The following is a 24401-nucleotide window of genomic DNA, read 5'->3' as shown; positions in this document are numbered from 1 at the left end:
CAAGAGACTTTAAAAACGGCTTTTATTTTCGTGTATAACTAAAATTAGCACAAAAAGAACGATCATAAAATGATTTTAATCACGATAAAATAATTAATTACACTGTTCGTGACTTCCTGCTATAATGCTATTATAATCTTCTTGCGATAAGTATTGTGGTGTATACGTATCACCCGCATTTTCTATAACGCTAACAAAGCTTCTTAAATGGTTACGAGAGCCACATTGAAGCTTTTCGAAAACACGAATTAAATTGGTATTTGATGTGGCATTTATATAATCTTCTAAGTCTACAATATCTAAATCTTCTATTGTTGCTCCAATTTGAAGTGCATTTGCTTGGCTTATCGTTCCATCTATGATAAACTGGTTATAAAGATCTTGTAATATTTCATCTTCAAATTCTCCCATTGGTAAAATGGTGTATGCGACATTATATTGCGTTAAAAGGTTTTCTACGGCATTCATATGCATTTGTTCACTATCTTTAATGTTATCAAACTGGCTTATAGACCATTCATTATTTAAATATACATACGTATCTCTCGCTAGCTTTTCTTCTTCTAACATAAATAGCAGTGCATCTTTATCGGTTTCTGTTAGTGGTTGATTTGTGTTGAAGTTTCTCGAATTCGCATCGTCATCTGAGCTACATGCACTTAAAAATGACATTGATACTGTTATAATAAAGGCGGTAAGGATTGAAGTTATTCTTAGCTTTTTCATGGCGAGTTGTTTTTATATTTGTCCATGTTAAAGTTAGTATGTATTAGTCTTTTTTATTGTAACCTTTGTTACTTAATACTTTTTGCACATACCCTGTATAAAAGCTTTTACATATAAAAAAAGAGGAACGCTTGTAAGTCACTTCCTCTTTTCTTGTTTTTAAGTTTTTTAAATTATAACTAGTCTTTTTTCTTGATAATAAAAAAGAGCTCTTTGCCGTGTCTTGTATCGTGAGAATTATAAGCTTCTTCCATTAAAACAATATTAAAATACTTTTTAAAATATGTCATATAATCCTCTTTACAACCACCAAAAGGAGGTTTATCGATATTTAAAGGCACATTGAAAAGCAGCCCAACAACTTTGCCTTTAGCTTTTAAAAGTTCGTTAGATTTGGTAACGTATTGCTCTCTTAAAGTTGGATTTATAGCGCAAAAAAATGTTTGCTCTATAATTAAATCGAAAGTCATGTCTAATTCGAAAAAGTCTTTATTAATTAAATGTGAAGACGGAAACGATGGTATACGCTGTTTAATATTAGATAGCGCTGTTTTTGATAAATCTACCACATACACATTTTTAAAACCTTTAGCATGTAAATACTCGGCCTCGTAGGAGTTCCCTCCTCCAGGAATTAAAATATGTAACGCTTTATTGGTTAATTGATTTACATAAGTTTTTATTGGTGGCGACACCTCTCCTAAATCCCAACCTATGTCGTTATTCTTATATTTATCATCCCAAAAGGTTTTAGATAAATTCATTAATTCGATGTATTTATAACATTAATTATCTCATCTTTTTCCAACACACCCGACTGACGCCAAACTTGTTTTCCATTTTTAAACAATAGTAGTGTTGGTACGCCTCTTACTTGGTGTTTTGCAGCTAGCGCTTGGTTTTTATCAACATCTATTTTAATAATAGAAACGTTATCTCCCATGGTATCTTTTACCTGTTTTAAAATAGGACTCATCATTTTGCATGGGCCACACCACTCTGCAAAAAAGTCAACCAATACAGGTTTTTCTTGATTTATTATTTCTGAAAATTTACTCATAATACTTGTATTTATTTTGCAAAAGTAACACGCCAAATACCTCTAACCTCGTTAGCATCATAGCCTATGGCTTTATCGTTTGGATACAATTCATTAATTTTTGTTAATGTTGATTGTGCTAAAGTTTCATTAGGTTTTCCATGGCATTGTAAACACATGGTATTTGTAACAATAGGATAATATACCTGCACTTTATTGTCTAATTCCTTTACTAGAGGTTTAGGTTCTTCGTTACTTGCAACAACTTGTTTAAATGTTTTTATATAATCTAACTCTTCTTGACTAGCTTGATTATTTTGGTTTCTTGGTTTATCTGATACCCGTTTAATATTAGCGTTATGTACAACCGACATACTATCTGTTAATGGGTAGGCTTTTTCATTACAAAAAGCTAAGGCCTCTATGGTACCTTGTTTTTGAATGGTTCCCATTAGGTTTTTTCCTAATACTGCTTTTGTAGACAACGCATATTTTAATCCACGCTCGGCATAAGGAAGGTCTTCAAAATTAGTTTGTACTTGTTTTTTTTGCATGCCTTTTCCTTGCCCCTTTCTAGCGCCTTTTCCTTGGCCTTTATGTTCATTAAAGTGATCTTCAAACCATTCGGGTTGTTTTATATCAAAATCGTACATATAATCTGCTATTTGCTGTATGGTTTCTTCAGGAAAATGTTGTTTAGGCATAACTCCAAAACGTTTTACAGCGCCAAACATTTTTGCATCTTCTTCGTTAGGATTTTTTATCCATTCTTGCATGGCTTTAATAAATTCTTCTTTAGAAGTTTCACTATCAATATAATGTTTTTTTATGGCTACCATTGGAGGACCAATTCTATCTTCATGACTAGCCGAAGGACTATGACAGGTATAGCAATTCGTTTCCATAAGCTTTTTACCTGGATGACTTTGTGCCTTTAATTGCTTGTCTAAAGCAGACATTTTATTTTTTGTATCGTTTTTACAACTAAAAATGACCACCGATAAAAAAGCCAATATTATTATTTTTTTCATAATGTGTTATTTAGATAGTTTTCCTGTGGCACAACTTACAAAGGACTTTGCTTTTGCTGTTAAAGAATTAGCATCGTCTATTGAAGGATACCCTAAAGCTCTTAAGGTTTCTTTTACTAGTATTATATCTGCCGCTTTGTTGTAATTAAAAGTTACTTTACTTTCTTCTACATTAATACTTAAATTTGAAATAGTATTAATTTCAGATAGTTTGTTGGTTATGGTATTAGCACAACCACCACATTTTAAATTTTGAACGATTATTGCTGCTGTCATGTATTTACTTATTAGTTATATCTTAAAATACCGCCGTTAAGATCGTAAATTTTAGTAAAGCCCATTTTCGCTAGTTTATTTGCTGCTTTACGGCTTCTGTTTCCGCTTCTGCAATACACATAAACAGGCTTTCCCTTATCTAATTTAAGACATTCTTTGTTAAACGCTCCAGAGAAAAAATCTATATTTTTGGCTTTTTTTATGCAACCCGATTTAAACTCTCTTGGCGTTCTAACATCTATTAATTGTACTTTTTTATGCTCTATTTGTGCTTTAAATTCTTCTGAAGAAAGCCCAACTACAGACTTGCTATCTTGACTTTTAGATGAAAATAATGTTGATAAAAACGACATACTTTTATTATTAAATTTATACGAAGTATAAAATTAACTTATTAATCTTTATTTATTAGTAACCTATGTTACACTGCCTAAATTATAGACCAGTTATAGTGCTTTAAATACTTTTTTAAATAGCTTTGCACAGCAAAAAATATGGATTCTCTTACTCAAATTGTATTAGGTGCTGCTGTTGGCGAAGCTGTTTTAGGACGAAAAGTTGGCAACAAAGCCATGTTTTATGGAGCCATTGCTGGTACTATTCCAGATTTGGATGTTATAGCCTCTTATGTAACCGATACTGTTACCGCTTTAGAAATTCATCGTGGCTTTACACATTCTATTGTTTTTTCTATTGTATTTGCGCCTATTTTTGGGTGGATAATCTCAAAAGTTGAACTCCATAAAAGTATTAAAGACTGGACTTGGTTATTCTTTTGGGCGTTTATAACTCACCCATTACTAGATGCCCACACCACTTGGGGAACACAACTTTTTTGGCCGTTTGATTTACGTTTAGCCTACAAAAACATTTTTGTTATCGACCCACTATACACGTTGCCATTTTTGGTGTTTTTAATTTTAACTATGCTTCAAAACAGAACGAGTAAAAAACGGCGGTTGTTTAATACTTTAGGATTAACTGTAAGCTCTATTTACTTATTGATTAGTTTAGGGTTAAAATGGGGTGGATACACGCAATTTAAACAAGCCTTAAAAGATCAAAATATAGATTATATTGATATTGACACAAGACCATCGCCACTAAATACTATTCTATGGAATGCCAATGTAAATACTCAAGATGCATATTTACTAGCAAGCTATTCTTTTTTCGATTCTAAACCTATTCGTTTTACCTCCTACCCTAAAAATCATCATTTACTAGGCGAGTTACAAACGCATGAAAAGATGCAACGTATGATTACTATTTCGGAAGGTTGGTACACGATTTCAAAAAAAAATGGTGACCTATATTTTAACGACTTACGTTTTGGGTTGCTAAACCTAAAACCCCACTCTCAAGATTTTGTGTTTCAGTTTTTAATACAAGAAGATGCAATGGGACATGTTACCTTTATCGAGCAGCCTAGGAAACCAGGTGATGCCAAAGCCATGCTTAACGATTTATGGAAGAGAATTAAAGGAAATTAATCAGCATAACAAAGAGAGCTATGCTGATTAATTTTTTAAGTTACTTTTTAAGTGTTGTTGGACAGACTTCATCTGTTACAGAAATACCCGCTTTTTTTATAGCCGAAAATCCGCCCGCAACATCTATTAAATTATGAATACCACGACTTTTTAAAATGGAGGCTGCAATTACCGAGCGGTATCCACCAGCACAATGCACGTAAAAATCGTTGCTTTCTGGAAATTCGCTAAGGTGTTTGTTTAAAAAGTCTAATGGTGTTAAGTGTGCCGTTTCAATATGAGAACTTACATACTCACCTTCTTTTCTAACGTCAAAAATAGGAAGTTCATTATTAGATTCTAATCTGTTTTTAAATTCTTCGGCAGAAATGGATTCTATAGTATCAACTTCTTTACCGGCATTTTTCCATGCTTCAAAACCACCTTCTAAATATCCTAAGGTATTATCAAAACCAACACGCGATAAGCGCGTAACGGTTTCTTCTACACGATCGTCGTTGGCTACGATTAAAATAGGTTGTTTTACATCGGCAATTAAAGCACCAACCCATGGTGCAAAACCACCGTCTATACCTATAAAAATAGATCTTGGAATGTGTCCTTTTACAAATTCTGTTTGATGACGAACATCTAATACAATTGCGCCTGTTTCATTAGCAGCTACTTCAAAAGCTTCTGGTGATAATGCTTTTGAACCGCGTTCTAAGACCTCATCAATATCTTCGTAACCTTCTTTATTCATTTTAACATTAAGTGGAAAATACTCTGGTGGTGGTGCTAAACCATCTGTAACTTCTTTAATAAATTCTTCTTTAGACATATCGGCACGTAAAGCATAATTCATTTTCTTTTGGTTACCTAAAGTGTCTACCGTTTCTTTCATCATATTTTTGCCACAGGCCGATCCAGCTCCATGTGCAGGATAAACAATAACCTCGTCTGCTAAAGGCATAATTTTTTGACGTAAACTATCAAATAAATAGCCTGCTAAATCTTCTTGTGTTAACTCTTTTCCTTTTTGGGCCAAATCTGGGCGACCAACGTCTCCTAAAAACAACGTATCGCCACTAAAAATAGCATGGTCTTTACCATTTTCATCTTTTAAAAGGTAGGTTGTACTTTCCATAGTGTGTCCTGGTGTATGCAAGGCTATTATGGTTATATCTCCAAGTTTAAATTCTTGTTCGTCTTTGGCTATTACGGCATCAAAACTGGGGTTTGCATTAGGCCCGTAGACTATTGGCGCTCCTGTTTTCTTTGATAGGGTAACGTGACCACTAACAAAATCGGCGTGAAAATGAGTTTCAAAAATGTATTTTATACTCGCGTTGCTTTCTGAAGCTTTATTGATGTATGGTTGTACTTCGCGAAGTGGATCTATAATAGCCACCTCTCCTTTACTTTCTATATAATAAGCTCCTTGAGCTAAACATCCTGTATATATTTGTTCTATAATCATTGTCATTATTTTTTAGTGACTCAAAATTACTAATGTTTTTTTAGTTAATTAGTGACTTAAGTTACAATTATTTCTACGCTGAAATTTCTCTTATTAAGATATAAATTGCCATTAACATAACAAACCAACCAAAGCTTTTTTTAAGTTTTTTATTAGAAATATATTTGGAGAAATACCCCCCTAATAAAATGCCAATAATTGTAATGGCTGAAAAGGTTAATAAGAACACCCAATCTATTTCTAAGGTTTGTATATCACCTGTAAATCCTATTAATGAGTTGAAAGCTATAATAATTAATGAGGTACCTACGGCTTTTTTCATACTTAATCCGCCCCAAATAACTAATGCTGGCACATACAGAAAACCGCCTCCTGCTCCAATTAATCCTGTTACTAAACCTATAAACAATCCTTGTACAAAGGTTTTATAATAAGGTTGCGATGTTTGTTGATTTTCAGGTTCTAAGTTTTTCCGCCCTTTTATCATAGATATTGAAGCTAACAACATGACTAAAGAGAAAAAAACCATGATAGCCATTTCTTTAGTTAGAACAAAACCACCAAGAGAAAGTACCTCATCGGGTATATAAGGGACTAAAAACCGTCTAGACATGTAAACCGCTATGAACGATGGAAAAACAAATGTAAATCCCGTTTTAAAATCTACTTGTTTTTTTCGATGCTTTTGAATGACGCCAACTAAAGAAGAAGATCCTACTACAAAAAGGGAATACGCTGTAGCAACCACAGGATTGTAACCTAATAAGTAAACCAATAAAGGGACGGTTAATATAGAACCACCGCCACCTATTAAGCCTAACACTAAACCTATAACCAATGCGCCTAAATATCCTAAAATATCTTCCAAATCACTTATTTTGCTTCAAAGGTAATAGTGTTAAATTATATAAAGCGTAACAATGGTTACAGTTTTAGAACTTTAATACAGTTTCTTTGTAGCTCTATTATGTTTTGTTTTTCTAACGATTTAAGCAGTCTAGAAACAACAACTCTTGATGTATGTAAATCGTTTGCTATTTGTTGATGTGTTACCTCTACTAAGTCGTTACGGTTTACCATGGCTTTATCTTTAAGGTATTTGTATATACGCTCGTCCATTTTTAAAAAAGCAATGGTATCTACGGCTTCTAAAAGTTCGCTAATACGTTCATTATAACTTTCTAAAATAAAGTTTTGCCAAGATTGATATTTAGACATCCAAATAGACATGTATTTTACGGGAATCATGACCAAACTAGAATCTGTTTCTGCTATGGCTGTAATTTCACTTTTCTTTTGCCCTAAACAACAAGAAATAGTCATGGCACACGTATCGCCTACTTCTAAGAAATACAACAGTAGTTCTTCGCCTTCTTCATCTTCACGCATCACTTTTATAGCTCCTGAAACAATTAAAGGCATATATTTAATGTATTCGCCTACATCTAAAACTAACTGACCTTTTGCTACCTTTTTAAAAATACCAACCTGTGCCATTTCGTCGATAAGGTCACTTTCAAATATGTTTTTATAATTTTCTAAAAATGTTTCCATATTATGCATTGTCCTACAAATTGCAAAATACTACTTCTTAATTAATTTCCTGTACTCTATACAGAACAAAAACTAAGCACAAAACACTTAAACAACTATGTTTCAACCAGTCAAGTTGTTTTTTTAACATTAAATAAATAAAATAATTAATATTTTTTTATATCTTAATAGCATGATAGCACAAGATAAAACTGAAAACGAAGTTTTCTTACAAGAAACCTTAGCTTATTTAGAGAAGCGTGGCTTTAGTAACATTAAAGCTGATTTAGAAGGTTATGAAGCGCCTAAATCGTACCTTAAAAAAGGTAGCGATATTACAATTACACCAGATATAGTTGCCGAAAAGGCAGGTAGGAAACATTACTTTGAAATTAGTTTGAAATCTGAAAAACCTAAACTTTTAAAATCTAAATGGCGCTTTCTTGAAGTCTTAACTAGAATGAAAGATCATAGGTTTAAAATTGTTACTAGACGTGGACATTATAAATTCACTCAAGATATGTTAGATGACTTAAATTTAGATAAGAATCCTATTAAACTTTAAAACGTTTACTTTATAAAAACAAAAAAATCAATCTTGTTTAAGATTGATTTTTTTGTTTAATAAGGTTATTATTAAAGGCTATTTCTTATAAAACTTTGCATAATTCCTGTAAGCCAAGATGGCTAACACAGCTACAACTGCACAAGCTATTCCAATAAATTTCAAACTTATTATTTGATCGCCACTAGCATAAGAATGTAATCCCGCTAAATAAAAATTAACGCCAAAATACGTCATCATGATACTAGCAAATGCTATTATTGATGCTAGGTTAAACCCAAATCTACTGCGTAATCCTGGCACCAAACGCATGTGAATTACAAAGGCATAAACCATAATACTAATTAAAGCCCAAGTTTCTTTAGGGTCCCAACCCCAATAACGCCCCCAACTTTCGTTAGCCCACATACCACCTAAAAAGTTTCCTATGGTTAACATGACAAGACCTACGGTTAATGCCATTTCATTTATAATGGTTAACTCTTGGATATTGAGTTTCATTTTCTTCTTATTGTCTTTTGTTGTAAAAATCATTAATAATAATGATACAACACCTAAAATCATACCCAATGTAAATGGTCCATAACTTGCTACAATAACCGCTACATGAATCATTAACCAATAGCTATCTAATACAGGTTGTAAATTTGCAATGGAAGGATCCATCCAATTCCAATGGGCTATCATTAAAATCATTGAGGTTACAAAAGCTGTAGATGCTATGGTTAAGTTACTTTTTCTACCAAATATTAATCCAAATAGCATAGTTGCCCAAGCGACATAAATCATAGATTCGTATGCATCGCTCCATGGGGCATGACCAGAAACGTACCACCTTGCTATTAAACCAACAGTATGTAATACAAAAAGTAAAAGAATAATCCCTGTAAATACATTAACTATTACTGGTAATACTTTACTCTTATCATTAAAAATTTGTATGATAATAAGTATAAACATTAAAGTAGCAGCGTACATATACCAACTAAATAAGTTTTTAAAAATATCGTACTTATTGTAAAGTATTTCAGTATTTATCTTTTTATCAGACAACATAACCTCGCTACCATATTTATGTTGTGTTTTTTTAAAGGCTTCTAGCAATTCTTCGGCTTTTTTAAAGTCTTTTGTTTGCTTGGCTTTGTTAAGTGTAAAAAGATAAGCGCTAAATCCGCTATTAATAAAGTTTCCGTATAACGAATCGTTTACTTGTTCTTGATAGCCGTCTCTCCTATATTCTGTTGGAGAGATCCATTTATTGTTTTCGTTATTTGGAAGCGGGAATATTCTTAAAGCGTAACCTTCTATAGTATTATATAATAGATTTACTTTTTGATCGGCGTCTTTAAGTTCTTTTTGATACCCATTAGGTATTGGCGCTTTATATGCTTCTTCTAAATAAGACGCTAATTTATAATCCCCCTTATCACTAAAAAAATCAACTAAAGACACATAATCTTGCTCTTTCGGTACGCCTATTAACTGCTTTAAAGAATCTGACTTTTTAGGCTTTAAATAAATTATGGGCACATTGTACCATAACATAGGACTTTCGTGAATAGATAAAAATACCTGATTAGCATCCAAATCGTTGTAAGTATTGTGTTTACTTAATTTACGAAGCATTTCAGAAGCAAATGTATTTACAGGCATCATTCTTCCTCCTGCATCTTGTATCACCAAATGTGCGAACTTATCGGCATGTTCTTTAGGTGTGATATTGGCATGGATTATAGAATCTATTTCTGCTTTTGTTGGCTGATTGTGAATATGGTTTGTTTGTGTTGCCTCGGTTTGTGCAAACGATGTTGCAAAAAACAACAAGGTTATTACTGATAAAGCATTCTTTTTGTTTTTAACTTTTTTAAGCAATCGTTTTAATTCTCCAAAACGTGTATTCTTATCAAATAAAATAGCCAACAGCCCTAAATACAACAAAGCGTATCCTATATATGTAATCCAAGTTCCCCAAAAATCGTGATTTACAGAAAGTCTTGTGCCTTTTTCATCGGGGTCGAAACTAGCTTGAAAAAAGCGATAACCACGATGGTCTAAAATATGATTCATAAAAATTCGATAGTCAAAATCACCTTCTTGTTGGTCTAATACAGTTACTTCACTTGCAAATGAAGAATAGCTGTTTTCGGTACCAGGGTAACGCTCTGCAATAAAGTCGTTTAGCTTAATACTAAACGGTAACTCTCTTGTTTTAGAGCCATATTTAACAGCAATATCTAACCCTGCAATGCTTACTTGTTCAAAAGGATTGCTATGGCCTTGTCCGCCTAGTAGGTGAACTTGTTTTGTTTCGCCTTCAGAGGTGATTTTTAATACTACACCGTCTTCATCACCTTTCAGTAGTCTAGATTTTTTAACAGCTTCAAATTGTCCTTTAACCACAGGCTTAGGAAACACCATTTGCATATCGCCAATAATGTACCGCGAACGTAATATGAGAGGCTGAATGGAGTCTTTTACTAACGTTCCTGTTGTCATGGTAGCCATAGTCATATACTCGCCATCAAAAGGAGATTCTATACTTAACTTGCCATCTTGATTGGTGATATTAACGGCTCCTTCAATAGGCTTGTTTAATGTAAAAATAACATTGTGTATAAGTTGCTCCTTACCGCTTTGCAGAAAATGATTATGAGGCGCTCCGCCACCTGCCTCTACTATTTTCAAGTATTCTTCGCCGTCTTCCGAAGGTACTACATCTAGTTCTGCTCCCTGTATAAATCGTTCTAATTCAAAAGTAACAGGTTGGTTATTATAAACGGCTGTTTCTTTAAAATCGTTTTCTAATCTATATGAAAAATCAACAGGCCATTCTCTAGGTAACCGCTGCGCAACACCATTTATTTCATAATCACCATCTATGTATGCTGTAATGTAAGTTTCTCTTGACAAGAACGTGTTTTCGGTAGCGCCTTCTCGAATTCCCATCATGCCTTCAAAACCTATGTATCGCGTAACGCCTGCTCCTACTATAATTAAAATAAAAGATAAATGTAGGATTAAAGTAGCCCACATTTCTTTTCGTAAAAGCCTATATCTTTTAATATTTCCTATAAAATTGATAACAAACATGACCATAATGGTTTCAAACCACCAGGTGTTGTAAATCATGTTTCTTGAGTATGCTGTAGGCGATGTTTCTTCTCCAGCATCCATAAAAGTTCCTATGGCCATTGCTGCAGCAAATACAATAAATAAAACAGCAGTAAGTCTTGTAGAGAAAAGTGTTTTGGTAAGTTTTTTTAGCATGATAAAGCGGCTTATTTTTAGCTCGTGCAAAGGTAAGTCTTTTTGTTTACTTTAAGTGTTTAGAAATAAACTTGAGATGTTAAAAATTACAAAATTATGGCAACTATTTTCTCGCGGAGAAAATATTTATATACATAAAACTAGCCATTTTCCTTGCTTTGCTTTTAGCGTTTTCGGCATAGTCACCTTTATAAAGTGTATCAATAGTATTAATCCATAAATTTAGCCATAAACCAAAATGTTCTTGTGTAATACTATGGTTATTATTTCTATCTACTTCTATATGTGCTTGTAACGGATTACCGTAAAACTTTGTTTTTAAAAACAAACTAGCTTCCCAGAAATCAGTTAGCTTTTCAATATGCGCTTCCCAATCGGTTATTGCGTTTTCAAAAAAAGGCGCTAATATAGCGTGTGCTCTTATTTTATCGTAAAAACTACTAACCAATAGCTTGATGTCGTCTCTATTTTTTATATCCTTTTTCTTCATACTTACAAAGATACTTTTAAATCATAAGATACTTCAGTATTTTAGCGGCATGATTTCAATTTGCATTATAGGAGCCGGAAATGTAGCTACACATTTATATAAAGCTTTCACACAGAGTAACCAATTGCAAGTAAAGCAGTGGTATAACCGCAATTTATCTAAAGTTAGCACGTATAAAAATGAGGTAAATATTACTGATAATATAGAACAATTGGCTGAAGCTGATATCTATATTATGGCTATTAGCGACGATGCTATTAAAAAAGTGTCGTCTAACTTACCGTTTGAAAACCGATTAGTTGTGCATACTTCGGGTAGTGCTGGTATTCATGATTTAGACAAAAAATTACGCCGTGGCGTATTTTACCCTTTACAAACGTTCTCTAAAAACGTTGAAATGGATTTTAAACAGGTGCCTATATGTATAGAAACTATAGATAAACAAGATATTGACACCCTAAAAACCATTACAGAAGCCATTGGGAGTAAATGGTATAGAATTAATACCGAACAACGCCAAACGCTACACCTTTCGGCTGTATTTGTAAATAATTTCACCAATCAATTGTATCGTATCGCTCACGAAATAAGCGATGCTAAGAGTATAGATTTCGATATCTTAAAACCTTTAATTATGGAAACGGCCAAAAAAGTACAAACCGTTTCGCCTTACATGGCGCAAACTGGACCAGCCGTGAGACGTGATAAAAAAACAATAAAACGTCATTTAAAACAATTAGAAAACTCGAAACATAAAGACATATACGAGCTGCTTACAGCTTCAATAAAACACACTCATGGAAGATAAAAGTTACAAAGAATACCTAGAACATATAACCACATTTATTTTTGATGTTGATGGCGTGCTTACCGATGGCACAATAACCATTACAACAAACGGCGAGATGCTAAGAACTATGAATATTAAAGATGGTTATGCTATAAAAACAGCTCTACAAGCAGGTTTTAATGTATGCATTATTTCTGGAGGCACCAACGAAGGGGTTCGTAAACGTTTACGTGGCTTAGGAGTTACCGATATTTATCTTGGCGCACATAATAAAATTGAACAGCTAGATGAATATTTAGACATTTACAATATTAAAGCCGAAAATGTATTGTACATGGGAGACGATGTTCCCGATTACCCGGTTATGAAATTGATAGGTTTACCATGCTGCCCACAAGATGCTGTTCCAGAAATAAAAGGCATTTCTAAATACGTCTCTCACAAAAATGGTGGTAAAGGTGCTGTAAGAGATGTTATTGAGCAAGTTTTAAAAGTTCAGGAAAAATGGAATAGTAACTTTGATGCTAAATACGATTAATACAACTTATGGCGATTTTAAAACTTATCCGTTGGAAAAATTTAGGACTAATAGCCTTATCTCAAATTTTAGTTAAATATGCCCTTTTAGAACCATTTGGAGTTGCCACAGCCTTAAACGGATTTCATTTTACAATTCTGGTTTTAGCATCAGTTTGTATTGCTGCAGCTGGAAATATTATTAACGATATTTACGATGTAGATACCGATTTAATAAACAATCCAGATACTGTTTTAATTGGGAAATCCATCTCAGAAAAACTTGCTTATAACCTATTTTTTGCATGTAATATTATTGGTGTTTTATTGGGTTACTATGTTGCTACAGCCATTGGAAAAGATGTCTTTTTTGGCCTTTTTGTTTTTGTATCGGCTTCGCTATATTTTTATGCTAGCTATTTAAAACAAGTGCTTTTAGCGAGTAATATTTTAATTTCTATACTTGTTGCTTTAAGCCTAATTATTGTTGGTGTTTTTGATTTATTACCAGAAATCACACCACAAAACCAAGATACACAATCAACATTTTTTAAGATTATCTTAGACTACGCCATGTTTGCTTTCTTTATTAACTTAATTCGCGAGATTGTTAAAGATATTGAAGATATTGACGGCGACTATAAATCTGGAATGAACACATTACCAATAGCTATTGGTAGGGAACGCGCTATAAAAATTGCTTTTATAATATCCTTACTTCCTATTATCTCGATAATTTACTATACCGCAACGTATTTATATCATCAAATAATTGCTGTAATTTACTTTTTGTTATTTGTTATTGCACCATTAATTTATATTAGTATTAAATTATTTTCTGCTGAAACAAAAAAGCAACTACATTATATAAGTCAATTATTAAAACTTGTTATGTTTTTGGGGTTACTATCATTACTTTTATATCCGTTTATACTCAAATAAAACTATTTTATTTTGAAAAAAATAATATTACTCTTAGCCCTTATTTTTGCAACTATAAATCAACTAACATATAGTCAATCAAAATTTGAAGCTTTAGATTTTTTAATAGGAAACTGGCAAGGTATCGAATCGGGTGCTGCAGGCAATGGTGTTGGTTTTAGAACTTACCAATACGAATTAGCAAACAATTTTATTTTTATAGAAAACCAATCGGCTTTTCCGCCTTCAGAAAAAAAAACCTAAAGGCGAAATACACCGTGATAAAGGTGTTTTTAGTTTTAATAGTAATACAAAAAAGATTGTTTTTCGTGAATTTTTTGTTGAAGGCTTTACCATTGTTTACGAATTAGATAGTAAGCAAACTACCAACAACAAGGTTGTATTTATGTCTAGAGAAATAGAAAACAACCCTGGTAATTGGAAAGCAAAGCTTATTTACACTAAAAATTCTAACTCAACATTTACCGAAGATTTTTTAATAGCTTTCGATGGCAAAAATTTTAGTCCGTTTATAAAAAACGATTGGACAAAAGTGAAATAATTAGTTAACGACTATGCTTCAAGAGAAATTAAAAGACTTTAATATTATTCTAGCTTCTGGATCTCCTAGAAGACAGCAATTTTTCAAAGATTTAGGTCTAGATTTCGACATTCGTTTAAAACCCGTAAAAGAAGAATATCCCAATAGGTTACACCATTTTGAAATAAGCGATTATTTAGCACAGTTAAAAGCGTTACCTTTTAAAGAAGAACTTAAAGAAGAGGATATTTTAATTACTAGCGACACTATTGTTTGGCATAACAACCAAGCATTGGGCAAACCAACTTCAGAGGACGAAGCGTTTTTTATGTTAAATGCTTTAAGCAATACAACACACGAGGTTATTACATCGGTTTGTTTTACTACCAAAACACTTCAAAAAACAGTAAATTCAATAACAAAAGTTACCTTTAAAAAATTATCTAGAGAAGAAATTGAATATTACATAAAAACCTATAAACCTTACGATAAAGCTGGTGCTTACGGCATACAGGAATGGATTGGGAAAATTGGCATTACAAACATAGAAGGCTCGTATTTTAATGTTGTTGGTTTACCAACAGATCTCGTTTATAAAACATTAAATAGTTTTATTTAAATTCTTGCAAATTCATTTTGTAAACTATCTTTGTTAAGCAACCCGAGATATTTTATAACTATGTTTTTTGAAACATACAAATCAGAACTCATCCAATCGGTAATCATCATTACCTTTTTATTAATTATCCGTTTTTTAACACGAGTCACTATAAATAAAATTGGAAAAAAAAGCGGCATAAACGATGCGCGTATTCATTTAATAAACCGCTATGTCACGGTAACGCTTCTATTAATTGCGCTTTTAATTGAGACTATTATTTTTGGCACCGAATTTAAAGACATTGCCTTGGTTTTTTCTTCGGTTTTTGCCGTTATAGGTATTGGTTTATTTGCTGTTTGGTCTATTTTAAGCAACATTACTTCGGGTATTATCATGTTTTTTAATTTCCCTTATAAAGTGGGTGATAAAATAGAAATACATGACAAAGATTTCCCTATTAAAGCTATTATTGAAGATATTGGCGCTTTTCAACTCCATTTACGCTTAGACAATGGCGACTTAGTAACCTACCCCAACAACCTTATTTTACAAAAACCAGTAACATTACTAAAAAAAGACGCCATTACAAATAGTTACAACGATGGTCATGATGCGTTATAAAAATTATGTACTTTTAGTAAATTATGGGCAAAAAACGTACCTCTAAATACAAAAAACATGTTGGGCAAGTTCCCGGCGCTATTGTTTACACTGGCGATAAAATATCTGAAAAACTCTTTATTGAATCTTTTGATTACAATTCCGAACAAGCCATTGAAGCCGAATTAAAAAATGTTGAAGAAGCCTTTAAGTATAAAGCGTCAAACACCATTACTTGGATAAACCTTAACGGCTTAAACCACATTGATGAAATTGAAAAAATAGGAACACACTACAATCTTCACCCTTTAATTTTAGAAGATATTGTAAACACCTCGCAACGCCCAAAAATTGACGAATACGACGATTACATTTTTATTTCATTAAAAATGCTTTACTATAACACCAATGAAGATGTTGTTATAGAGCAAGTAAGCTTTATTATGGGAGAAAACTACGTACTCACTTTTCAAGAATCGGAGGGCGATGTTTTCGATACAGTTAGAGAACGTATACGTAACGGGAAAGGTCGTATAAGAACCTCTAGTTCAGATTATTTATTATATGCTTTAATAGATGCCATAGTCGATCATTATTATATTGTATCGGAAACTTTAGGCAATAAAATTGAAGATATTGAAGATGTCCTTTTTGAAGGTGCCGCCGCCGATAACATAAGCCAGCAAGTTCTTAACTTAAAAAAAGAACTTCTAAAAGTACGTCGCGCTATTTTTCCACTTCGCGAAATTATTAATAGAATTGAAAAAAGCGAAACAAAATTTATTCAGAAAAAAACCATACAATTCTACCGCGATATTTACGATCATATTATCCAATTATCCGATACTATCGATATATATCGTGAAATGATTTGGAGTTTAATGGACCTCTACATGACCAACATAAGTAATCGCATGAACGAAGTTATGAAAGTACTAACCATAATAGCTACCATTTTTATTCCATTAACATTTATTGCGGGAATTTACGGTATGAATTTCGACAATATGCCAGAGCTTCATTATAACAATGCCTACTATATTGTTTGGGGGATTATGATTATCATATTTCTAGGAATGATATACTATTTTAGAAGAAAAAAATGGCTTTAAACTTTACGTTAAAGAAATTTTAAAACCAGCCTAACCGCTGGTTTTCTTTTTATATTTAACGCTGAAAAACACTAACTATGACAAAACTGTTACGCCTACTCACGTTAATTTTCGTTTTAACTACATTAAACGTTGCAGCTCAACACCCCCAAAAACCTAATGCATCAGAGATTTACCAAGATATTAAAAAGCTTAATTTTCTGGGATCTGTATTGTATTTAGCAGCACACCCAGACGATGAAAATACGCGTCTTATCTCCTATTTCTCAAACAATATTCATGCTAGAACAGGCTACTTGTCTTTAACTCGTGGCGATGGTGGCCAAAACCTTATTGGTCCAGAAATCCGTGAACTTTTAGGCGTCATCAGAACACAAGAACTACTTACTGCTAGAGCCATAGATGGTGGCGAACAACGTTTTACACGTGCCAACGATTTTGGTTATTCCAAACACCCGGACGAAACCTTAGATATTTGGAATAAAAATGAGGTTTTAAGCGATGTTGTTTTAGCTATTAGACAATTTAAGCCAGATGTTATTATAAATAGATTTGATCACAGAAGCCCAGGTAGAACTCATGGGCATCATACCACCTCGGCTATGTTAAGTATTGAAGCTTTTGATATAGCAAACAATCCTGAAAAATATCCAAAACACCTTGATATAACGTCAACTTGGCAACCCAAACGGGTGTTTTTTAATACCTCTTGGTGGTTTTATGGTAGTCAAGAGAAATTTGATAAAGCAGACAAATCTGAAATGCTTTCCATTGATATAGGAACCTATTACCCTGAATTAGGTTTAAGTAACTCTGAAATCGCTTCATTAAGCCGAAGCCAACACAAATCACAAGGATTTGGAAATACAGGAACTCGTGGTAAGCAAATGGAATATATCGAGTTAATTAAAGGAGATATGCCTTCCACTAATAATGTGTTTGAAGGTATCGATACCTCTTGGAACCGTGTAAAAGGCGGAAAAACTATTGGAGCTATTTTAAAACAAGTTGAAGACGACTTCGACTTTACAAACCCTTCGGCCTCTGTTCCTAAATTAATTGAAGCTTATAAGCACATTCAAAATCTAGAAGATGCTCATTGGAAAGCTCTAAAAACTAAAGAAATTAAGCATATTATTGCTGCTTGTTCTGGGTTATATCTGGAAGCAGTTGCGAACACAAATTTGGCGACAGCTGGAGAAACTATTGACTTAAATATAGAAACCATTAACCGTAGTCAAAATGCCATTACATTAGTTAGCTATAACACAGAAAACCATCAAGTTTCAAAAAATATTAACTTAACAAACAACACCTCTTTTCAGTTTGAAGAAAAACTAAACATTCCTAAAAACCAAGCGCCAACTACACCATATTGGTTAACACAAAAAGGTAGTTTAGGTATGTATAAAGTTGATGATATTAACGTAACTGGTAATCCAGAAACACCAAGAGTTTTTAACGTTACTTTTAATTTATATATAGAAAATACGCCTATTTCATTTACAAAACCTGTTGTTTACAAATACAACGACCCTGTAAAAGGCGAAGTCTACAAACCTTTTGAAATTGTACCAGTGGTTTCGGCAAAAATTGATGAAAAAGTTATCATTTTTAATACCAATGAAGAAAAAGAAATTCCAGTTATTATTAAAGCTGAAAAAGATAATTTAGAAGGTTTTGTACAAATAGCACATCCTAAAGATTGGCAGGTTTACCCTAAAAAACAAAACATCAGCTTATCGCACAAAGGCGAAGAACAAACAGTAACTTTTACAGTAGTTCCTCCAAAATATCAAAGTGAAGGATTTATTTCGCCAATGGTTAATATTGATGATACATTTTACACTAAAGAACTGATTGAAATTGATTATAATCATATTCCTTTTCAAACCGTTTTATTACCCAGCGAAAGTAAAGTTGTAAAACTAGACATTAAAAAAATTGGTGAAAATATAGCTTACATTGAAGGCGCTGGCGATGTTGTTCCAGAAAGTTTACAGCAAATAGGATACAACGTTGTAACACTTGCTCCCGAAGATATTTCCCTTGAAAACCTTTCAAGTTTCGATGCAGTTGTTATTGGTATTCGTGCATATAATACCGTTGAAGAATTAAAATTTAAACAACAAGCATTATTTAATTTTGTTAAACAAGGTGGCAATATGATTGTACAATACAATACTAGTCACCGACTTAAAACACAACAACTAGCACCATATAAATTAGAATTGTCACGCGATCGTGTTACCGATGAGTTTGCAAAAGTAACCCTTTTAAAACCCGAACATCCAATATTAAATTACCCAAATAATATTACTCAAAACGACTTTGAAGGCTGGACACAAGAACGCGGCTTATATTTCCCTAACAAATGGGACAAACACTTTACACCTATTCTATCTATGCATGATAAAGGTGAGTCGGCAAAAAAAGGAAGTTTACTAGTAACGCAATACGGTAAAGGCTACTATATATATACAGGTTTAAGTTTCTTTAGAGAATTTCCTGCTGGCGTATCTGGCGCTTACAGATTATTTGCCAACATGTTATCTTTAGGAAAAGAAGCCAACAATAACACGCAAACCTTAAACGACTAAAAATGGCGCAGCAACCCAAAGAAAAATGGTCTAAGCTTTACACTTTAGTTTTAGTGGCCAACGCTATTTATATTGTACTATTCTTCCTTTTAATGCAAGCTTTTTAATATGGAACTACTCGATTGGGTTGTATTAATAGGAACTCTGTTTACAATTGTTGGTTATGGCACTTTGAAAACTCGCGGAAGCAAAAACGTACAAGATTATGTACGTGGCGGTAATAGCTCGAAATGGTGGACCATTGGTTTATCTGTAATGGCTACTCAGGCTAGTGCTATTACATTTTTGTCTACACCAGGACAAGCCTTTCATGATGGTATGGGGTTTGTACAATTTTATTTTGGCGTACCATTAGCTATGATTACTATTTGTATGGTATTTATTCCTATATACCATCGTTTAAAAGTTTACACAGCTTATGAGTTTTTAGAAAATAGATTCGATTTAAAAACACGAAGTTTAACAGCTATTTTATTCCTGATTCAAAGAGGCTTAGCTGCTGGAATTACTATTTATGCACCTGCTATTATTTTATCGGCTGTTTTGGGTTGGAATTTAACCTATCTCAATATTATTATTGGTATTTTAGTTATCATTTATACCGTTTCAGGCGGTACCAAAGCGGTAAGCGTTACTCAAAAATATCAAATGGCTGTGATTTTCACTGGAATGTTTATTGCTTTTTTCTTGATATTTAGCTATCTACCAGAAAATATTACGTTCTCAAATGCTCTAGATATTGCTGGCGTAAGTGGTAAGATGGATATTTTAGATTTTTCTTTTGATTTTGAAAATCGTTATACCGTTTGGAGCGGTTTAATTGGTGGAACTTTTTTAGCTCTCTCCTATTTTGGTACCGACCAAAGTCAAGTGCAACGCTATCTTTCTGGAAAATCAGTCAAAGAAATGCAAATGGGCTTAATTTTTAATGGCCTTTTAAAAGTCCCTATGCAATTTTTTATTCTGTTGGTTGGCGTTATGGTATTTGTATTTTACCAATTCAATGTCTCTCCTATTAATTTTAATCCATCAGCACAACAGACTATTTTAAATTCTGCCTATGCTGAAGATTACAAAGCTCTTGAAAATGAGCAAACAGCCATTTTTAAAGAAAAGCAAACCTTAATAACGGACTATATAAAAACTAATAATGTAGCATTAACCAAAGACATTCAAGAATTAAATAAACAATCTGAAGCTAATCGTGAGGCTGCAAAAACATTAATAGAACAAGCTGCTCAAGAAAAAATAGTAGATGTAGAGACTAATGATAAGGACTATGTGTTCATTCATTTTATATTAAATAATTTACCTCGCGGACTTATTGGCCTTTTATTAGCTGTTATTCTAAGTGCCGCCATGTCAAGTACAGCTAGCGAGTTAAATGCTTTAGCATCAACTACAGCATTAGACTTATACAAGCGTAATTACGCTCAAAACAAGGACGAAAAACACTATGTTAAAGCCACTAAATGGTTTACCTTAAGTTGGGGTATTCTTGCTATTATTGTGGCCTGCGTAGCTTATTTAGCCGATAATTTAATTCAATTAGTAAATATTATTGGCTCCATTTTTTACGGTAATGTTCTTGGTATTTTCTTGCTCGCATTTTTCTTTAAAAAAATACGTGGAAATGCTGTTTTCACAGCTGCAATAATAACACAAATCATCGTTATAATTGGCTGGTGGTTTAATTGGATGCCATACCTATGGCTAAATTTATTTGGCTGTATTTTAGTTATTGCATTGGCTATATTAATTCAATCTTTAAACTTTAAAAATGAACACTAACAAAACGATAAACTGGGGAATTATTGGGCTTGGTAAAATTGCCCATAAATTTGCTAAAGACTTATCTACACTAACCGATGCCAAAATTTATGCTGTGGCATCTAGAAGCCAAGATAAGGCTAATGAGTTTGCTAAATCCTATCAAGCAACAAAAGCATATAGTTCTTACGAAGCGTTAGCTAACGACGCTACAATCGATGCTGTTTACATAGCAACACCGCACGTGTTTCATAAAGAAAATACCATTATGTGCCTAAAAAAAGGTATTGCTGTATTGTGTGAAAAGCCTTTTGCTATGAATCTTGAGGAAGTTTCTGAAATGATTGCTACTGCAAAAGCCAATAATACCTTATTAATGGAAGCGCTTTGGACAGCTTTTTTACCACATTATCAACATGTTCAAAATCTTTTGCAAAAAAACCATTTTGGAAAGCTTTTAAAAATGGAAGCCGATTTTGGATTTCAACCTGAATATGATGAAAATTCACGAGTAATAAAAAAAGCCCTTGGCGGAGGTAGCTTATTAGATATTGGTATCTACCCTATTTTTGCAGCCTTATCAACATTAGGAAATCCACAAAATATTGAAGCTTCGGCTACATTTTTTGATAATGGATCGGATGCTTCTTGCCATATGGTTTTTCAATACCCAAATAATGTAAGAGCTAGTTTAAAAAGTACTTTACTTGAAGAAACTGAAACGTCGGCAACCTTTTATTGCGAACAAGGTATTATTAAAATAAATGGACGTTTTCACGAACCGTCAACAGTTACTTTATTACCCCAAAATGGAATAGAAGAAATTTTAGATTTTGGTTACAATACCATAGGATATAGTTTTGAAACACGCCATTTTAATCAACTTATTCGCGAAGGAAAAACGGAAAGCAATATTATGCCTTTTGAATTCAGCAAAACGCTAATCACCACTTTAGATTCCGTTAGAAAAAAAATTAATTTAAACTATTAATAAAAAAAATGCGCTACTAATTTTAGTAGCGCGCTTTTTTTTGGTCAATTCAATCTATCAAATAGATTTTACTACATGGCTCCCCATGCTTTTAAAGAATCGGTATTCATCTTTACATAATCGGCATTTCCAGCTTCTTCAGCACCTTTTAAAGATTTCTTTGCGGCCTTTATTGCTCCTTTTTTATCACCAGCTTCAGCATAAATTAAAGCCTGCTTTCTATATTGCCAAAATTGTGGTTTATCTACCATAGATATAGCTTTATCTATCCATTGTTTCGCTTGTTTTATATCTTTACCTTCTTCTAAATAATATACTGCAGCAGCATAATAATCGTTCGCTCCTGGGCCTTGCATTACACGATTAATAGCCGATGCAACTTTAGTTTCTGTTGGTACAGAAAACGGTACAGCCGCATAGGTTTTTTCCCAAATAAACTCTAATGCCGCGCCATTATTAGTTATCTGATTAACATCTATAGTATAAGTTTCCACATTAAAAGGAACATCGTGCGTTTCTACAGTAATTTTTGCGGCTACTTTACTGTCGTCCCAGTTTTTTGGTGCTCCCCAGTTATTAGTATCGGTGTAAAAATACACTTCCCAAGAACCTTTCATAGGTTTAACAAAAATAGCATAAGAACCAGCTTTAAGTGTTTGATCACCTATAGTTATATTGTCACTAAAAGTGACCATTGTGTTTTTATTGGCTCCTGCACGCCATAACTTTCCGTATGGTACTAAATCGCCAAAAATGGTTCGCCCTCTAACTCCAGGACGTGAATATTCTAATGTAACATCTGTTAACCCAACTTTTTGCTCCAACTTACTCGCTGGACTTGGTTGAGGTGTTTCAATTTGTGCTTTAGCATTAAAAGTAAACGCTACTAAAGCAACTAGTAGTAATAATTTTTTCATTGTGATTAGTATTATTTTGTTTTCTAATTTTAATTAGGTTAAAATTACAAATTAAGCGCTCTTTTAATTGTTAACGAATCCTTAAATAAAAGCGAAAGACCATATTTTTGTCTAACTTTTTTATATTTTTGTTGAACATTTATTTTATATACTTTATGAAAACATTCATTCCAATATTAACTTTTATGGTACTATTTAATTGTAAAACGCAGGCTCAAGAACCTAAAACATCTATTTATGATATTAAGATTAATAATCTTTCTGGAGAACCTGTAAATCTTTCTGATTTTAAAGGCAAACATATATTATTTGTTAATACAGCTTCTAAATGCGGTTTTACACCACAGTACGAAGATTTACAAAAGCTTCATGAAATGTATAAAGACAAACTTGTAATTATTGGATTGCCATGTAATCAGTTTGGGAACCAAGAACCAGGTTCTGCCACACAAATTCAAAATTTCTGTCAATCTAATTATGGTGTAGACTTTTTAATGACTGAAAAAATAGACGTTAAAGGCGATAACCAACACGAATTGTACAAATGGTTAACTGATAAAGACCTTAACGGCACAAAAAACTCATCGGTTAAATGGAATTTTCAAAAATATCTTATTGATGAAAACGGCCGATTTGTTGATGTATATTACTCAATGACAAAGCCCTTAAGCAAGAAGATTACCAAACATCTAGAATAATGAAAACGGCCAAATTAATCATACTACTTCTAGTTATCAATTTTGGCTGTTTGGCCTTGGGTAGTTGGTTAATGGATAATGGGCCGCAATCGCAATGGTATCTAAATTTAAACAAAGCGCCTTGGACACCTCCAGGTTGGGTTTTTGGGGTTGCTTGGAGTACCATTATGATTTGTTTTTCTGTGTATTTGGCGTATTTATTTAAAGAATTCCAGTCAAAGTTTTTAAACATATTATTCGGTGTTCAAATTATTTTAAACGTCAGTTGGAATTACATTTTCTTTAATCAACATTTAGTTTTTCTAGGACTTATTGTTATTAGTTTGCTTACTCTGGTAATAGGTTATTTCTTTATAAAATACCAACTAGATTACATGAAACGCATAAGGTATTTATTGCTGCCTTATTTAATTTGGTTATTACTGGCGACCTCTTTAAACGCTTATATTTTTATCTACAACTAAA

At 32.9% G+C, this 24401-nt stretch carries 27 protein-coding genes; 15 read left to right on the top strand and 12 right to left on the bottom strand.

Annotated features, from left to right (window positions below; all coding sequences use genetic code 11):
- Positions 1 to 93: 93 nt before the first annotated feature.
- The 6 genes from R3L15_RS04630 to R3L15_RS04605 all read right to left on the bottom strand — a co-directional run bounded on the left by R3L15_RS04630 (position 94) and on the right by R3L15_RS04605 (position 3425).
- Complete coding sequence (locus R3L15_RS04630) at positions 94 to 726, bottom strand: DUF2202 domain-containing protein (RefSeq protein WP_338733517.1); 633 nt, start codon at positions 724 to 726, stop codon at positions 94 to 96.
- A 179-nt stretch (positions 727 to 905) separates the two neighbouring features.
- Positions 906 to 1490, bottom strand: coding sequence for a methyltransferase domain-containing protein (locus R3L15_RS04625; protein ID WP_338733516.1), 585 nt, complete (start codon positions 1488 to 1490; stop codon positions 906 to 908).
- Entirely contained in the window at positions 1490 to 1786 is a 297-nt protein-coding gene (trxA, locus tag R3L15_RS04620) for a thioredoxin (protein WP_338733515.1), read from the bottom strand. Before trxA ends, R3L15_RS04625 begins: the two co-directional genes overlap by 1 nt.
- Before the next feature lie 11 nt (positions 1787 to 1797).
- Positions 1798 to 2796, bottom strand: a complete 999-nt coding sequence (locus tag R3L15_RS04615) for a DUF3365 domain-containing protein (RefSeq protein ID WP_338733514.1) — start codon at positions 2794 to 2796, stop codon at positions 1798 to 1800.
- A 6-nt stretch (positions 2797 to 2802) separates the two neighbouring features.
- Positions 2803 to 3072, bottom strand: coding sequence for a heavy-metal-associated domain-containing protein (locus R3L15_RS04610; protein WP_338733513.1), 270 nt, complete (start codon positions 3070 to 3072; stop codon positions 2803 to 2805).
- A gap of 11 nt (positions 3073 to 3083) precedes the next feature.
- Entirely contained in the window at positions 3084 to 3425 is a 342-nt protein-coding gene (locus tag R3L15_RS04605) for a rhodanese-like domain-containing protein (protein ID WP_338733512.1), read from the bottom strand.
- A 141-nt stretch (positions 3426 to 3566) separates the two neighbouring features.
- Here R3L15_RS04605 and R3L15_RS04600 point away from each other — a divergent pair, with 141 nt between their 5' ends.
- Complete coding sequence (locus R3L15_RS04600; protein ID WP_338733511.1) at positions 3567 to 4565, top strand: metal-dependent hydrolase; 999 nt, start codon at positions 3567 to 3569, stop codon at positions 4563 to 4565.
- 40 nt (positions 4566 to 4605) lie between these two features.
- Here R3L15_RS04600 and R3L15_RS04595 read toward each other — a convergent pair whose 3' ends face one another.
- The 3 genes from R3L15_RS04595 to R3L15_RS04585 all read right to left on the bottom strand — a co-directional run bounded on the left by R3L15_RS04595 (position 4606) and on the right by R3L15_RS04585 (position 7578).
- Positions 4606 to 6024: an MBL fold metallo-hydrolase gene (locus tag R3L15_RS04595; protein WP_338733510.1), complete on the bottom strand. Its 1419-nt coding sequence runs from the start codon at positions 6022 to 6024 to the stop codon at positions 4606 to 4608.
- Between the two features lie 73 nt (positions 6025 to 6097).
- Positions 6098 to 6892 (bottom strand): sulfite exporter TauE/SafE family protein, encoded by a 795-nt coding sequence (locus R3L15_RS04590; protein WP_338733509.1) that lies wholly within the window; start codon positions 6890 to 6892, stop codon positions 6098 to 6100.
- A gap of 56 nt (positions 6893 to 6948) precedes the next feature.
- Positions 6949 to 7578: a Crp/Fnr family transcriptional regulator gene (locus R3L15_RS04585; protein ID WP_338733508.1), complete on the bottom strand. Its 630-nt coding sequence runs from the start codon at positions 7576 to 7578 to the stop codon at positions 6949 to 6951.
- A 172-nt stretch (positions 7579 to 7750) separates the two neighbouring features.
- Here R3L15_RS04585 and R3L15_RS04580 point away from each other — a divergent pair, with 172 nt between their 5' ends.
- Positions 7751 to 8122: a hypothetical protein gene (locus R3L15_RS04580; protein WP_125467291.1), complete on the top strand. Its 372-nt coding sequence runs from the start codon at positions 7751 to 7753 to the stop codon at positions 8120 to 8122.
- Positions 8123 to 8200: 78 nt separating this feature from the next.
- Here R3L15_RS04580 and ccsA read toward each other — a convergent pair whose 3' ends face one another.
- Both ccsA and R3L15_RS04570 read right to left on the bottom strand, forming a co-directional pair.
- Positions 8201 to 11389: a cytochrome c biogenesis protein CcsA gene (ccsA, locus tag R3L15_RS04575; protein ID WP_338733507.1), complete on the bottom strand. Its 3189-nt coding sequence runs from the start codon at positions 11387 to 11389 to the stop codon at positions 8201 to 8203.
- Positions 11390 to 11492: 103 nt separating this feature from the next.
- Positions 11493 to 11879 carry a group III truncated hemoglobin gene (locus R3L15_RS04570; RefSeq protein WP_338733506.1) on the bottom strand — a complete coding sequence of 129 codons (387 nt, stop codon included), beginning with the start codon at positions 11877 to 11879 and terminating at the stop codon, positions 11493 to 11495.
- A 49-nt stretch (positions 11880 to 11928) separates the two neighbouring features.
- Between R3L15_RS04570 and R3L15_RS04565 the strand changes: the two genes are divergently transcribed.
- The 11 genes from R3L15_RS04565 to R3L15_RS04515 all read left to right on the top strand — a co-directional run bounded on the left by R3L15_RS04565 (position 11929) and on the right by R3L15_RS04515 (position 22321).
- Positions 11929 to 12687, top strand: a complete 759-nt coding sequence (locus R3L15_RS04565; protein WP_338733505.1) for a Rossmann-like and DUF2520 domain-containing protein — start codon at positions 11929 to 11931, stop codon at positions 12685 to 12687.
- Positions 12677 to 13207 (top strand): HAD-IIIA family hydrolase, encoded by a 531-nt coding sequence (locus R3L15_RS04560; RefSeq protein WP_338733503.1) that lies wholly within the window; start codon positions 12677 to 12679, stop codon positions 13205 to 13207. The genes R3L15_RS04565 and R3L15_RS04560 overlap by 11 nt, the downstream gene beginning before the upstream one ends.
- A gap of 8 nt (positions 13208 to 13215) precedes the next feature.
- On the top strand, positions 13216 to 14127 hold the full coding sequence (locus R3L15_RS04555) for a geranylgeranylglycerol-phosphate geranylgeranyltransferase (protein WP_338733502.1): 912 nt from the start codon (positions 13216 to 13218) through the stop codon (positions 14125 to 14127).
- 12 nt (positions 14128 to 14139) lie between these two features.
- Entirely contained in the window at positions 14140 to 14370 is a 231-nt protein-coding gene (locus R3L15_RS04550; protein ID WP_338733501.1) for a hypothetical protein, read from the top strand.
- A gap of 142 nt (positions 14371 to 14512) precedes the next feature.
- Positions 14513 to 14668, top strand: a complete 156-nt coding sequence (locus R3L15_RS04545; RefSeq protein ID WP_338733499.1) for a hypothetical protein — start codon at positions 14513 to 14515, stop codon at positions 14666 to 14668.
- A 13-nt stretch (positions 14669 to 14681) separates the two neighbouring features.
- A complete protein-coding gene (locus R3L15_RS04540; RefSeq protein ID WP_338733498.1) occupies positions 14682 to 15266 on the top strand; it encodes a Maf-like protein in 585 nt (194 codons plus the stop codon).
- A gap of 60 nt (positions 15267 to 15326) precedes the next feature.
- Positions 15327 to 15869, top strand: coding sequence for a mechanosensitive ion channel family protein (locus R3L15_RS04535; protein WP_338733497.1), 543 nt, complete (start codon positions 15327 to 15329; stop codon positions 15867 to 15869).
- A 23-nt stretch (positions 15870 to 15892) separates the two neighbouring features.
- Positions 15893 to 16960, top strand: coding sequence for a magnesium/cobalt transporter CorA (corA, locus tag R3L15_RS04530; protein WP_338733495.1), 1068 nt, complete (start codon positions 15893 to 15895; stop codon positions 16958 to 16960).
- A 77-nt stretch (positions 16961 to 17037) separates the two neighbouring features.
- Positions 17038 to 19560, top strand: a complete 2523-nt coding sequence (locus R3L15_RS04525; RefSeq protein WP_338733494.1) for a PIG-L family deacetylase — start codon at positions 17038 to 17040, stop codon at positions 19558 to 19560.
- Positions 19561 to 19668: 108 nt separating this feature from the next.
- Complete coding sequence (locus tag R3L15_RS04520; RefSeq protein WP_338733493.1) at positions 19669 to 21351, top strand: sodium:solute symporter; 1683 nt, start codon at positions 19669 to 19671, stop codon at positions 21349 to 21351.
- Positions 21341 to 22321, top strand: coding sequence for a Gfo/Idh/MocA family oxidoreductase (locus R3L15_RS04515; protein WP_338733492.1), 981 nt, complete (start codon positions 21341 to 21343; stop codon positions 22319 to 22321). Before R3L15_RS04520 ends, R3L15_RS04515 begins: the two co-directional genes overlap by 11 nt.
- 71 nt (positions 22322 to 22392) lie before the next feature.
- Here the strand turns inward: R3L15_RS04515 and R3L15_RS04510 are convergent, their stop codons facing one another.
- Positions 22393 to 23238 carry a DUF2911 domain-containing protein gene (locus tag R3L15_RS04510; RefSeq protein WP_338733490.1) on the bottom strand — a complete coding sequence of 282 codons (846 nt, stop codon included), beginning with the start codon at positions 23236 to 23238 and terminating at the stop codon, positions 22393 to 22395.
- Between the two features lie 185 nt (positions 23239 to 23423).
- On the opposite strand from R3L15_RS04510, the gene R3L15_RS04505 reads away from it, so the two are divergent.
- Positions 23424 to 23936 carry a glutathione peroxidase gene (locus R3L15_RS04505; protein WP_338734110.1) on the top strand — a complete coding sequence of 171 codons (513 nt, stop codon included), beginning with the start codon at positions 23424 to 23426 and terminating at the stop codon, positions 23934 to 23936.
- Positions 23936 to 24400, top strand: a complete 465-nt coding sequence (locus tag R3L15_RS04500; RefSeq protein WP_338733489.1) for a TspO/MBR family protein — start codon at positions 23936 to 23938, stop codon at positions 24398 to 24400. Before R3L15_RS04505 ends, R3L15_RS04500 begins: the two co-directional genes overlap by 1 nt.
- Position 24401: the final 1 nt, after the last annotated feature.

The organism is Mangrovimonas cancribranchiae (assembly GCF_037126245.1).
GTDB lineage: Bacteria > Bacteroidota > Bacteroidia > Flavobacteriales > Flavobacteriaceae > Mangrovimonas > Mangrovimonas cancribranchiae.
This window is presented reverse-complemented; position numbering and strand designations above follow the sequence as displayed.

Coding starts and splice junctions, on each gene's coding strand:
- R3L15_RS04630 (WP_338733517.1), bottom strand. CDS start 726: ATGAAAAAGCTAAGAATAACTTCAATCCTTACCGCCTTTATTATAACA.
- R3L15_RS04625 (WP_338733516.1), bottom strand. CDS start 1,490: ATGAATTTATCTAAAACCTTTTGGGATGATAAATATAAGAATAACGAC.
- trxA (WP_338733515.1), bottom strand. CDS start 1,786: ATGAGTAAATTTTCAGAAATAATAAATCAAGAAAAACCTGTATTGGTT.
- R3L15_RS04615 (WP_338733514.1), bottom strand. CDS start 2,796: ATGAAAAAAATAATAATATTGGCTTTTTTATCGGTGGTCATTTTTAGT.
- R3L15_RS04610 (WP_338733513.1), bottom strand. CDS start 3,072: ATGACAGCAGCAATAATCGTTCAAAATTTAAAATGTGGTGGTTGTGCT.
- R3L15_RS04605 (WP_338733512.1), bottom strand. CDS start 3,425: ATGTCGTTTTTATCAACATTATTTTCATCTAAAAGTCAAGATAGCAAG.
- R3L15_RS04600 (WP_338733511.1), top strand. CDS start 3,567: ATGGATTCTCTTACTCAAATTGTATTAGGTGCTGCTGTTGGCGAAGCT.
- R3L15_RS04595 (WP_338733510.1), bottom strand. CDS start 6,024: ATGATTATAGAACAAATATATACAGGATGTTTAGCTCAAGGAGCTTAT.
- R3L15_RS04585 (WP_338733508.1), bottom strand. CDS start 7,578: ATGGAAACATTTTTAGAAAATTATAAAAACATATTTGAAAGTGACCTT.
- R3L15_RS04580 (WP_125467291.1), top strand. CDS start 7,751: ATGATAGCACAAGATAAAACTGAAAACGAAGTTTTCTTACAAGAAACC.
- ccsA (WP_338733507.1), bottom strand. CDS start 11,389: ATGCTAAAAAAACTTACCAAAACACTTTTCTCTACAAGACTTACTGCT.
- R3L15_RS04570 (WP_338733506.1), bottom strand. CDS start 11,879: ATGAAGAAAAAGGATATAAAAAATAGAGACGACATCAAGCTATTGGTT.
- R3L15_RS04565 (WP_338733505.1), top strand. CDS start 11,929: ATGATTTCAATTTGCATTATAGGAGCCGGAAATGTAGCTACACATTTA.
- R3L15_RS04560 (WP_338733503.1), top strand. CDS start 12,677: ATGGAAGATAAAAGTTACAAAGAATACCTAGAACATATAACCACATTT.
- R3L15_RS04555 (WP_338733502.1), top strand. CDS start 13,216: ATGGCGATTTTAAAACTTATCCGTTGGAAAAATTTAGGACTAATAGCC.
- R3L15_RS04545 (WP_338733499.1), top strand. CDS start 14,513: ATGTCTAGAGAAATAGAAAACAACCCTGGTAATTGGAAAGCAAAGCTT.
- R3L15_RS04540 (WP_338733498.1), top strand. CDS start 14,682: ATGCTTCAAGAGAAATTAAAAGACTTTAATATTATTCTAGCTTCTGGA.
- R3L15_RS04535 (WP_338733497.1), top strand. CDS start 15,327: ATGTTTTTTGAAACATACAAATCAGAACTCATCCAATCGGTAATCATC.
- corA (WP_338733495.1), top strand. CDS start 15,893: ATGGGCAAAAAACGTACCTCTAAATACAAAAAACATGTTGGGCAAGTT.
- R3L15_RS04525 (WP_338733494.1), top strand. CDS start 17,038: ATGACAAAACTGTTACGCCTACTCACGTTAATTTTCGTTTTAACTACA.
- R3L15_RS04520 (WP_338733493.1), top strand. CDS start 19,669: ATGGAACTACTCGATTGGGTTGTATTAATAGGAACTCTGTTTACAATT.
- R3L15_RS04515 (WP_338733492.1), top strand. CDS start 21,341: ATGAACACTAACAAAACGATAAACTGGGGAATTATTGGGCTTGGTAAA.
- R3L15_RS04510 (WP_338733490.1), bottom strand. CDS start 23,238: ATGAAAAAATTATTACTACTAGTTGCTTTAGTAGCGTTTACTTTTAAT.
- R3L15_RS04505 (WP_338734110.1), top strand. CDS start 23,424: ATGGTACTATTTAATTGTAAAACGCAGGCTCAAGAACCTAAAACATCT.
- R3L15_RS04500 (WP_338733489.1), top strand. CDS start 23,936: ATGAAAACGGCCAAATTAATCATACTACTTCTAGTTATCAATTTTGGC.